The sequence below is a fragment of the Parabacteroides hominis genome, assembly GCF_014287585.1.
Classification (GTDB): Bacteria; Bacteroidota; Bacteroidia; order Bacteroidales; family Tannerellaceae; genus Parabacteroides; species Parabacteroides hominis.
The window spans coordinates 1-10,648 of record NZ_JACOOJ010000068.1 but is presented as its reverse complement, the minus strand read 5'-3'; the positions used below and the strand labels follow the sequence as shown (position 1 = coordinate 10,648).

Annotated in this window: 10 protein-coding genes; 7 read left to right on the top strand and 3 right to left on the bottom strand. The window is 47.1% G+C overall.

Annotated features, from left to right (window positions below):
- Nucleotides 1-287 precede the first annotated feature (287 nt).
- The 7 genes from H8S65_RS20285 to H8S65_RS20255 all read left to right on the top strand — a co-directional run bounded on the left by H8S65_RS20285 (nucleotide 288) and on the right by H8S65_RS20255 (nucleotide 6,406).
- The gene (locus H8S65_RS20285) at nucleotides 288-686 is read left to right on the top strand and encodes a hypothetical protein (RefSeq protein WP_222616326.1); all 399 of its coding nucleotides are present in this window, start codon (nucleotides 288-290) and stop codon (nucleotides 684-686) included.
- A gap of 206 nt (nucleotides 687-892) precedes the next feature.
- The gene (locus tag H8S65_RS20280) at nucleotides 893-1,702 is read left to right on the top strand and encodes a MotA/TolQ/ExbB proton channel family protein (RefSeq protein WP_186931631.1); all 810 of its coding nucleotides are present in this window, start codon (nucleotides 893-895) and stop codon (nucleotides 1,700-1,702) included.
- 5 nt (nucleotides 1,703-1,707) lie between these two features.
- Complete coding sequence (locus tag H8S65_RS20275; RefSeq protein WP_186931630.1) at nucleotides 1,708-2,316, top strand: ExbD/TolR family protein; 609 nt, start codon at nucleotides 1,708-1,710, stop codon at nucleotides 2,314-2,316.
- A gap of 14 nt (nucleotides 2,317-2,330) precedes the next feature.
- The gene (locus H8S65_RS20270) at nucleotides 2,331-2,996 is read left to right on the top strand and encodes an ExbD/TolR family protein (RefSeq protein WP_186931628.1); all 666 of its coding nucleotides are present in this window, start codon (nucleotides 2,331-2,333) and stop codon (nucleotides 2,994-2,996) included.
- A 5-nt stretch (nucleotides 2,997-3,001) separates the two neighbouring features.
- The gene (locus H8S65_RS20265; protein ID WP_186931627.1) at nucleotides 3,002-3,820 is read left to right on the top strand and encodes an energy transducer TonB; all 819 of its coding nucleotides are present in this window, start codon (nucleotides 3,002-3,004) and stop codon (nucleotides 3,818-3,820) included.
- Nucleotides 3,821-3,873: 53 nt separating this feature from the next.
- Nucleotides 3,874-4,806, top strand: coding sequence for a substrate-binding domain-containing protein (locus H8S65_RS20260; protein WP_186931625.1), 933 nt, complete (start codon nucleotides 3,874-3,876; stop codon nucleotides 4,804-4,806).
- A 13-nt stretch (nucleotides 4,807-4,819) separates the two neighbouring features.
- On the top strand, nucleotides 4,820-6,406 hold the full coding sequence (locus H8S65_RS20255) for a tetratricopeptide repeat protein (protein WP_186931624.1): 1,587 nt from the start codon (nucleotides 4,820-4,822) through the stop codon (nucleotides 6,404-6,406).
- 113 nt (nucleotides 6,407-6,519) lie between these two features.
- On the opposite strand, the gene H8S65_RS20250 is transcribed toward H8S65_RS20255, so the two are convergent.
- The 3 genes from H8S65_RS20250 to H8S65_RS20240 form a co-directional block, all read right to left on the bottom strand.
- Complete coding sequence (locus H8S65_RS20250; protein WP_186931622.1) at nucleotides 6,520-6,822, bottom strand: helix-turn-helix domain-containing protein; 303 nt, start codon at nucleotides 6,820-6,822, stop codon at nucleotides 6,520-6,522.
- Nucleotides 6,794-7,141, bottom strand: a complete 348-nt coding sequence (locus tag H8S65_RS20245) for a type II toxin-antitoxin system RelE/ParE family toxin (protein ID WP_186931621.1) — start codon at nucleotides 7,139-7,141, stop codon at nucleotides 6,794-6,796. The genes H8S65_RS20250 and H8S65_RS20245 overlap by 29 nt, the downstream gene beginning before the upstream one ends.
- 368 nt (nucleotides 7,142-7,509) lie before the next feature.
- Complete coding sequence (locus H8S65_RS20240) at nucleotides 7,510-10,530, bottom strand: DUF6383 domain-containing protein (RefSeq protein ID WP_186931619.1); 3,021 nt, start codon at nucleotides 10,528-10,530, stop codon at nucleotides 7,510-7,512.
- Nucleotides 10,531-10,648: the final 118 nt, after the last annotated feature.

Genomic DNA, 10,648 nt, shown 5'->3' with positions numbered 1-10,648 from the left:
ACCGAAGGATTTGTCAACAAATTAAAGATGATTAAAAGAATGTGTTATGGACGAGCAAGCATAGAACTTCTCAAAAGAATGATGATTTGTGTATAAGGCAGCAAATGTGAACAAGACCCAATCCTTTTAAATGCCTTACTAATCCCAATTACCTGCTACACCGGTTACATTTTGCCAATAGGTTTTGAGAAAGCCAACAATATTTTTTTCCGACTTTTTTCTTAAAATCTCTCAACTTTTTCCTAACTGCGTTGTTACTTTTATACGATAGAATTTCCAAATAAGCCATGATGAAAAGGTTATTATCCATATTATCACTTCTTCTCCTGTTTGTCATAGGACAGGAAATCATGGCTGCAACAGGCGAAAGCGTTACAGACAAAAAACAAACAACCGCTACGGCAAACGAGAAAGCCCTCTCCCTGCAACATAAAATAAAAGATTTCGAACTGAACCGGAGCCCTAATGCCGCTCCTTGTCTGAGCAACCGCGTACAACTATCGACGGAGATAGGCGAACGGTTCCTGAAAACAGCCGCCCGCCAGTTCGAACTGTCCTTGCAAAAGGAACAAGACGCCCTCAACAAGATATCAGAAATAGTATCAGTCACTCACACTTTAAAATGCTCTTCCCTTCGTATACGGGCAGGCCATTGGGTCTACGTTTTACGAAAAATAATTATTTGATAGTCCATACTGTTGGTTTTAGTAGCTGAGAGTAATCGTCTCCCCTCTTGGAGAGGGGACATAAGGGTGCGTATTTTCGAATGCGCAGACAATATCGCATCCTCCGCCTCATCCAAGAGGGGAATGGTTGGGAACAGCCGCTAAACAACCACTTGCATATCCGTTTTATCACAACAATCTCATTTACTATCAAATAATTCAAGAGTATGGAAACTAAAAAAACAAATAATAAGAAAACATACAACGGCATTTCCGCAGCCATCGTTATCCTGGCATGTTTCATCATCGCCGTTTGTTTTTATAAATTCGTCCTGGGTAATCCGGCGAACTTCATGGACAACAATCCGGCTAACAATCCGCTGCCCGGCAACTATTTCGGGACGGTCTATAAAGGCGGATACATCGTTCCGGTCGTTATCACACTGCTCCTGACAGTCGTCACCCTGAGTATCGAACGCATGATCGCAATCAGCCGTTCCAAAGGGAAAAAGAATTTGGTAGGCTTCGTGCAGACGATCAAGAAATATCTGGAAGAAGGCAACCTGGACGCCGCCCATAAGCTATGCAGCGAGCAGAAAGGCTCGGTTGCGAACGTTGTCAATTCCGCCCTGGCACGCTACAGCGACGTGGAAAGTTCATCCGGCCAGACCAAAGAACAAAAGATATTGATCATCCAGAAAGAGATCGAAGAGAGCACCGCCCTCGAACTCCCTTCGATGGAGCAGAACCTTCCGGTCATCGCCACGATCTCCACGCTGGGAACCCTGTTCGGGCTGTTAGGGACCGTGTTAGGCATGATCCGCTCGTTCGCCGCCCTGGCGAATGCCGGAGCGCCCGACTCCATCGCCTTGTCAACAGGTATTTCAGAAGCCCTGGTCAACACCGCATTAGGTATCGCTACCGGTGCGCTGGCCATCATCTCATACAACTACTTCACCAGTAAAATAGACAATATAACCTACGCTATTGATGAAATCGGTTTCTCCATCGTACAGACGTTTGCCGCTAAACATTAAGTCCTATGCCTAAGCTGATAGTAAAACGCAAAAGCACATTCATCGACATGACGGCGATGAGTGATGTCACCGTGCTGCTGCTTACTTTCTTCATGCTGACGTCCACCTTTATCCAGAAAGAACCGGTGGTGGTTGCCACCCCTTCGTCCGTCTCCGAGATCAAGATACCGGAAACGAACATTCTTTCCATCCTGGTGGACCCCGACGGGAAAGTATTCATGAGCCTGGACAGGCAGGAAGACAAGGCGAACGTCCTGAAATTGCTGGGAAAAGATTTCGGCATCAATTTCACAGACAAAGAAGTGTACGACTTCAGCCTGCAACCTTCCTTCGGTGTCCCCATCCAGAACATGCAGGAGTTCCTCGGCATGCCGTCCGGCGAACAGGACCGGCTGATGAAGGACTACGGCATTCCCGCCGACAGTACCGACAACCAGTTTAAACTGTGGGTACGGCATGCGCGGGAAGTGAACCGTGACCTCGTCATCGCCATCAAGGCGGACCAGGACACTCCCTATCCGAAGATTAAGAACATTATGAACACATTGCAGGACCTTCGAGAGAACCGGTATAATTTGATTACCTCGCTCAAAAAGATGCCTGACAATGTCTAACAACGACTAAAGTCATGGCAGAAGTAAATACAGACAAAGGCAAAAGCGACGGCAAGAAAGGCAAACAGAAAAAGATGACCGTCCGCGTGGACTTCACGCCTATGGTGGACATGAACATGTTGCTGATCACCTTCTTCATGCTCTGTACCTCGCTCAGCAAGCCGCAGACAATGGAGATCAGCATGCCGTCGAAAGACCAGGTAACGGAAGCGGAGCAGACGAAGGTCAAAGCCTCCAAAGCCATCACCCTGTTACTTGGCGAAGACGATAAGATATACTACTATTTCGGTGAACCGGACTACGAGCACGCCGAGTCGCTGCAACAGACCGACTACTCGCCTACCGGCCTGCGCGACATCCTGCTGGAACGCAACTTCGATGTCGTCCGCCAGATGAAGGAACTCAAGCTGAAGAAACTCAACAAGGAGATTTCCGAAGACGACTTCAAGAAGCAGGCCACCGAGATAAAAGGTTCCAAAGACGCTCCCGTCGTCCTGATAAAGGCTACCGACGACGCCTCATACCGGAACCTGGTAGACACACTGGATGAAATGCAGATATGCAATATCGGCAAATACGCAATCGTGGATATCACGGATGGAGATAAATTTTTGATCGACAACCTGAAGAGCGGCGGCGAGCTGACGAAGCAGATTGCCCGGTCCAACCCTAAAAAATGACGGTTATGCTAAAGAATATAAACCTGAATTCACCGGAATGGTGCGAGTTGGTCTTCACGGGGAAGAATCGGGAGTACGGCGCCTACGAATTGCGCAAGACCTCCTCCTCCCGCCATATCCGCGCCTTGCTGATCGTAGTAGCCGGAGCGATCCTGATCATGGTATTGCCGGCTATCATCAAGTCGGTCGTCCCGCAACACGCGAAGGAGCAGGTGCTTGAAGTAACCGCCCTCTCCGATCTGAAGATGGAAACGAAAGTGCCGGAGGAAAACGTCGTGCGCAACATCGAAGCCCCGCCCCCTCCCAAACTGAAGAGCACCATTAAGTTCACCCCTCCCGTCATCAAAGCGGACAAAGAGGTGAACGACAATGAAGAGATCAAGACACAGGAAGAACTGACGACCTCGAAGATGGCGATCTCGGTTGCCGACGTACAGGGTACGGACAGTGAAGACGCGATCGACATCGCCGACCTGAAGGACAACAAAGAGGTTATCCAGGAAGAGACGAAGCCTTACACGGCTGTCGAACAGATGCCGGAATATCCCGGTGGCACGACAGAGTTGTTGAAGTACATCGCCGAACACCTGAAATACCCGGTTCTCGCAGCCGAACAGGGCATACAGGGAAGCGTGACGATCCGTTTTGTGGTCGGTCCGAGCGGCGAAGTGACGGATGTGGAAATACTCCGCAAGCTCGATCCTTCATGCGACAAAGAGGCAATACGTGTAATCAAATCACTCCCGAAATGGATGCCGGGCAAGCAGAACGGCAGGGCTGTTCCCGTCTACTTCACGGTTCCAGTACGGTTTAAACTGCAATGATCATGAACCTGGGCTTTTCCGAGGTTACAGATTACTTAAATACAGGAAATAATATGAAACGGACTCTTATAATATCCCTCTTGGCTGTCGCGTTTTTAGCAGCCTGCAACTCTAAAAAACAGACGGAGCCCGACGACACTCCCACAAGCGGCGTGATCGCGATTGCGGCGGATGAATCGCTGGCTCCGATCATGCAGGAGGAGATTGCCGTATTCGAAAGCATCTATAAAGAGGCAGGCATCGTTCCCCGATACTCCGGCGAGACGGAGACGATCAACCGGCTGCTGCACGACAGTACCTGGCTGGCCGTAACCACCCGCACACTGACGCAGGAGGAAACGGCCTACATGAACCAAAAGAAGCTGTTTCCGAAGGCTGTCAGGGTAGCGACCGATGCGATCGCGCTGATCATCAACCGGCAGAACCGGGACTCGTTGATCGGGATGCCGGCATTGAAGGACATCCTGACCGGAAAGATACGCAGTTGGGACGAGCTGTCGGCCCGCAACCCGGCAATGCCGGTCGAAGTGGTGTTCGACAACCCGAATTCGAGCACGGTACGGTATGCGATCGACTCGATCTGCGGCGGTGAGAAGCTAAGCGGACACCTGCAAGCGGAACAGAGCAACCGGGCGGTACTCGATTATGTCTCGAAAACTCCGGGGGCACTCGGCATTATCGGGGTCAACTGGGTTAGCAACCCGGTCGATTCCACGAGCATGAGCTTTATCGATAATATCCGCGTGATGGCCGTCAGCCGTTACCGGGAGGCGACTTCCGCAAACAGCTTCAAGCCTTACCAGGCTTATATCGCTTTAGGCGACTATCCGATGACACGGCCTGTCTACCTGATCCTTTCCGAACCCCGGATGGGACTGGCTTCAGGTTTCACCTCTTTCGTAGCAGGCGACCGCGGACAACGGATCATCCTCAAATCGGGGTTGCTCCCGGCGACACAGCCGCTACGGATCGTAAACATCAAATAAACATTATAATCGTATGACACGCAACATCTATATCCTCATCATCAGCCTGCTGGCAACCATCGCTTATGCAGACAATAATCCAGGTATCGACTTTTACAAAGCCGGTGAACCGGGCATAGCCAAAAAGCTGTTCGAGGAACAGCTAAACAGTTCCCCTACCGAAAAGGCGGTAGCTCTCTACTATTTAGGCGAAATCGCTTTCGATGCCGGACAACCGGCAGAGGCGCTCGGCTATTACAAGCAGGGGTGGGAAACCAATCCCGAATATGCCTTCAATAAAGTCGGCGAAGGGAAAATCCTGTTGAAAACAGACCGACCGGCAGCCGAAAAAGCATTCGACACAGCGATCAAGGTCAACAAGAAAAATGCAGACACCTATGTCGCCATCGCCTCCGCCTACTCGGCCAACGGCATGGAGACAGAAGCCGCATCCTCCCTTGAAAACGCCCGGAAACTGAACCCGAACGTTCCTGCCATCTTCCTCTACGAAGGCGACCGCCTGTTGGCACTAAACAAGCCGGGCGATGCCGCCGGCAAATACGAACAGGCTATCCATTTCGACCCGGACTGCCAGATTGCCTACATCCGGTATGCCGAGGTCTATCAGGCCGTGACTCCTTCCCTCTCCGTCGAGATGTTGCAGAAGGTTTTAGCAAACCATCCGGAATACCTGCTTGCCCAGCGCACGTTGGGAAATGTCTATTCCTTGCAGGGCGCCTATGCCAAAGCGACCGACGCCTACGGCAAATATATGGCGGGCGGACTATACTCCGCCGACAACCTGGTCCATTATGCCTCCGCCCTGTTCTTCGACAAACAGTATGACAAAGCAGCCGAAGTTCTCGCCAAAGGCAAGGCTATGGATCCGGACAATTTCCTGCTGAAACGTCTCAGTTTCTACGATGCCTGCGAAACCGGCAAGTATCAGGAGGGATTGGACGAGGCGACTGCTTTCTTCCGGATTCCGGACGGCAAATTTATCTGGCAGGATTATCTGTATTACGGCCGTTTACTGAACGAAGCCAAGCAGTATGGCCGATCTTTAGCCGCCTTGCGACAGGCACAAGCACTTAGCGACAGCCATGCGCATCCCGAAATATACAAGGATATCGCCAATGTCAGCCTGAACAGCGGAGACGACAATGCGGCGATCGAGGCCTATACGAAATATATCGAACAGGCGGGCGAAGCGGCAGAGGCTTCGGATTTCTACCAGTTAGGGAAATATTACTATGGGGCTGCCGTCAAGGATAGTACGCTTGCAGCCGGCTACCTGGCGAAAGCCGACAGCATCTTCGCCATTGTGAAGGAGCGCGTGCCGTCAAGTCACTTAGGCGTCCTGTGGCAAGCTCGTACCAATTCGCTGCTGGACCCGGAAACGGAGAAAGGGCTGGCTAAACCGTACTACGAAGCATGCATCCCGATGCTGGAAAAGAATCAGGACAAATACCGGAAGGAACTGTCCGAATGTTACCGCTACCTGGGCTACTACTATTACCTCAAGCAGGACATGGACAGTTCAAAACTGTACTGGAACAAAATCCTCGACATCGCCCCCACCGACAAGACGGCTTTAGAAGCACTGAAAAACATCAAATAAACCCTTTTTCTCTATCTTCATGTTTTTTCACCCTGGCATATCAGTTAATCGACCTTTCGGGTATGCCGGGGTTTGCTATATATGGGGTTTGCTATGTATAATGCTTTGTACGGTTACAAAGACATCGACAATTCGATCCGGCATCCTAAAGCGTTCATAATGCGATAGAATGTTGAAACTTTCGGTTCAGTCTGCCCGCTTTCCACTCTCGATATATAAGAACGGTCCGAACCTATACGGCGAGCCAGTTCAGCCTGGCTGATCTTTGCTTTTTTCCGTGCATCTCCTATAATTTGCCCGGTATAAAAAGCATAGGCTTTTTCTTCAGCTTCGATACGGCTGGAAGTTCCGGGTGCTCCGAAACGTGCATCCAGTACAGTATCATAATCAAATACCTGATGATTGTTTGTCTGCATAATATGCCTCCTTTATTTTTAAAGCTTTCTCTATTTCATTAGTAGGGGTTTTTTGTGTCTTTTTCTGGAAACCATTGAACAGAATCACAATGCTATTACCATCAAAAATAAAAAAGACCCTATAAATATTACCATTATATTCGGTTCGAAGTTCAAACACTCCATCTCTTACCATCTTCACAAACTTCCTGGATAACATATCCTGAGTTTTTAGTAAGAGCAATCCATACTGAATTTTCTCCTGCACCTTCTCATCCAATGTTCCCATGAAGGCCTCGAAATAGCCCCCATAAGTTTGTATTTTACGCTTGACTTCCATATTGCAAATATACAAAACGTTGTTCAACTATACAACAAAGTACTCTTCCTTTTTACCTATCACCATCAATCATTATACATAACGAATCCCCGAAAGCCTGAACTTCCGGGGATTGTTTTTTGTCTGCCTCCGGTCTTCACAGAGGGAAGGACAGAAGAACTTTTTTAATTTCATTAACTTTAGTATTAATATTCACCGCTCGTTCTCCCTCGCGGGGTAATTGGACGTTCCCAGGCAATCGGCAGCAAAGCCTGCTATTCGGGGAATGCCGCACGGTGATATTTAGAATTATTTGATTATAAAATGTCATCCACGTGGGGACGATCCTCTATGACCGCCCACCACATTTCAGTATTGTTTAGTATCAATTATTTAACGATAGCTTTTACAGCAGCTTCACCTTCAACAGCTACAACTACTACACCTGCCGGAGCAGCGATCGTTGCATTGTCAGAAGAGATAACCGTGTTAGCTACTACCTGACCTAAGATGTTGCTTACAACAACTTTCTTACCGGCAGCACCAGCGATCGTTACGTTACCTTCGCCAGCTACAACCTTAACAGTTGCTACAGCTGGAGCATCTTCGTTAGAAGTGGCAGAGCCTTCGCCTAATGTTACAACCAGAGCTTTTTCTACCTGATTTGTAAAGCCTAACTTACCGTTCAGGTTGTACAAATAATAATTCGGAGCAGAAATCGGTCTGATTACATAGCTGCTTTCAGAAGCTTTCATAATGTAGAACTTGAAGTTATCAACACCTCCCAAGCATACATCTTCTTCTTCCTCTTCTGCAACCAAAACAGACTTACCGTTTACAGTCGTAGAGATTGTGTCAAGACCAGCCAATGTTGCCGGACGGAAAATAGCTTTCAAATCGCCATCACGTCCATCAGCAGCGACATAAGAGCCTTCCAAAGCATAGTTTACATTATATACATAATCAGCCTTATTAGCATCCCAATGAAGCATAGAATCCGTTGCGAAATACAAGAAGTCTCTTGCTTCTTCTTCACCATTACCTTTAGAGATATAGAAAGAATGGAAATCCTTGTCGATATCAGCAGTATCCAACCAGAATGTCATGCCTTCGCCGATAATACCTTCCAAGATACCATTCTTGTTCAGTTTCACAGCAACAGCACCTTCTTCGCTATTGAATGTAGCGTGGCGAGCTACAGCTTCCAATGATTCAGAAAGAGCATCGAAATCAACCGTTACAGCTGAATAAGGAGCATCCAGTTCATCCAATGTAGCAGTACCAGCTTCAAAAGAAGCAGAAGATGTATTTACAGACCATTTATTTGCATCAGCCTTAACAACAGCCTTATAATTATCGGCATCAGTAGGACCAGTAGTAATAGCCACTTTAGTAAAGCGCATCATAGCATATGTTCCATCCGCATTCTTTTTGAAGAATAAACGCTGTGCGTTATCTTTATCATTTGCTGCTTTATAATCATTAGCAGTACCACCAAAATACTGCTTAGAATTATCGTTCTTCAAATTGTACAGCAAATAAGAAGTCGCTACGTTTACAACAGAGTCTTTCTGTTTTACATCTGTTCCGTCCAGATAAGCATATTTCATCTTATTTTTTACGTTTTCAGCCTTTTCAAACATCCACTGAACGCTATTAGCAGCATTGTTGATAGGAACAAAATAAGCAGGAGTAGCACTACCAGTGTAAGCCATGTACAGCTTTTCAACCGTTACCGAACCAGTACCGTTGAATACCAATTCTGTCTGCTGGTTCAACTGTGCATCTGTCAATGTCAAGAAACCTTCGCTTTCAGTTGTCGGAGTCAGTTTGACAATCTGATATTTCCAGTTAGCAACCGTAGACAAATCCGTACCGGAAGCAGGAGCAACTACACCACCAATAGAAGTAATAGAAGTACCATTGCTCAATGCTGCATTACTGATTGCATATTCGCCAGCCTTGTCAGTCTTATACATGCTGACAGTGAAAGTCACGTTTGTTTCACGGTTTGTGAATGTAAAGTTACGACCGCTTACAGAAGAGATTACCCACTGAGCCAACGGAGCATTTACATCTACATCTTCCGGAGCAGCTACAGCAGCACCGAATGCAGAAGTGCCATAAGTCGGAACCAAATACTTGCCATACAAAGAAGAAGCGGCAGCAGTAGTGTTAGCCGGCTTAGTTCCCAAGAAAGAGATGTTGTAGATGGCAGCATCGTCTGCTTTCAATACGTCAGCAGCAGCAGCCCAAGTGTTGCTTGTTGTCATAGCCAAAGACAGTTTGTCTGCGTTACCGGAACCAACAGTCGTGATATAAGTCTTGATACCACCTGTAGTCAAAGAGTAAGCACCTACTGACAAAGCTGTAACAGGCGTGTTGTCATTGCCTTCAACTTTAGCATTAGCCAATGTAATCGTATATTCGCCTTCTGCATTCTGAGGATCATCTTCTGAAACAGCGAAAACACCGTTCACGCTTGCAACTTTACCATCTTTCTTAACGTTGTTATCGGCCAACTTGTTACCTTTTACAGTTGTAAAGTCGTAACCTTCACCACTTGCAGCATCCAAGCCTGTGATACCAAAGTTCTTTTCCGGGTTCAATACGATAAATGTAGCAGCTTCAACCTGTGCTTTTGTAAAACCTGTAGCCAGCAGTTTCTTACCGGCAGCGTCAGCTTTAACAAAATACATACCAGAAGTTGCAGCAGAAGAAATTACACTTGCAGTCAATGCAGCATCTACAACAGATGCAGAAACAGCAATCATCTGATCTGCAAACGGATTGACGTCCGGATCAGAAACTGCGTTCGGGAATGCAAACTTGAAGCCTTGACCAGAAAGGTTGGCGTTCAAATCATCGACAGCGAGGCCTGTTTTAGCAACCCATGCTGTAGCAACTGTTCCCGCAGCACTTGGATCATATTTCGTAGCGGCACTTGCATTAACTTCAAATTGACCAGCCAAATTCAAAACTGAAATTTTTCCAAAATCCAACCCTTTACCTTCTACAGTAAAGATGTTTGTAACAGTTGCAACATCTGTCACATTAGCATCTAACGCACTACCATCTGCTTTCTTCACATAAAACGGTTTTCCATCAGCTTTCAATGTAAACGTAGAAAAGTCACCAATTGCATTGTAAGCATAATCAGCAATTTCAAACAAAGCAGCATTTTCGATAGAAGCATCACCTGTAGCAGCATAAGTGGAAACAGCCGTTCCATTTACATTGTGAGTTTGATCCACTTTGATGTAACCATTGGTGTTACCCAAGTAGAACTTTGCACCATTCTGCAAATCACCCTTTGCGGCTTCCGCTGTAACAGCAGCGTTTGCAGAACTAAACAACGCGCCTACCATCAGCAAGCCCGCTGTCAAAAGAGTAGAAAATCTCTTGTTCATAATCTAAAATTTAATATTAATAATACAATAATTGAAATGTCCGTTCCATATATATGTACACGCATTAATAATGTACACGTGTTAACATTTGTATCTTGATAGCAAAAACCATCGTTTT

Excerpts from the sequence above, each read along its gene's own strand:
- H8S65_RS20285 (WP_222616326.1), top strand. The coding sequence starts at position 288 with ATGATGAAAAGGTTATTATCCATATTATCACTTCTTCTCCTGTTTGTC.
- H8S65_RS20280 (WP_186931631.1), top strand. The coding sequence starts at position 893 with ATGGAAACTAAAAAAACAAATAATAAGAAAACATACAACGGCATTTCC.
- H8S65_RS20275 (WP_186931630.1), top strand. The coding sequence starts at position 1,708 with ATGCCTAAGCTGATAGTAAAACGCAAAAGCACATTCATCGACATGACG.
- H8S65_RS20270 (WP_186931628.1), top strand. The coding sequence starts at position 2,331 with ATGGCAGAAGTAAATACAGACAAAGGCAAAAGCGACGGCAAGAAAGGC.
- H8S65_RS20265 (WP_186931627.1), top strand. The coding sequence starts at position 3,002 with ATGCTAAAGAATATAAACCTGAATTCACCGGAATGGTGCGAGTTGGTC.
- H8S65_RS20260 (WP_186931625.1), top strand. The coding sequence starts at position 3,874 with ATGAAACGGACTCTTATAATATCCCTCTTGGCTGTCGCGTTTTTAGCA.
- H8S65_RS20255 (WP_186931624.1), top strand. The coding sequence starts at position 4,820 with ATGACACGCAACATCTATATCCTCATCATCAGCCTGCTGGCAACCATC.
- H8S65_RS20250 (WP_186931622.1), bottom strand. The coding sequence starts at position 6,822 with ATGCAGACAAACAATCATCAGGTATTTGATTATGATACTGTACTGGAT.
- H8S65_RS20245 (WP_186931621.1), bottom strand. The coding sequence starts at position 7,141 with ATGGAAGTCAAGCGTAAAATACAAACTTATGGGGGCTATTTCGAGGCC.
- H8S65_RS20240 (WP_186931619.1), bottom strand. The coding sequence starts at position 10,530 with ATGAACAAGAGATTTTCTACTCTTTTGACAGCGGGCTTGCTGATGGTA.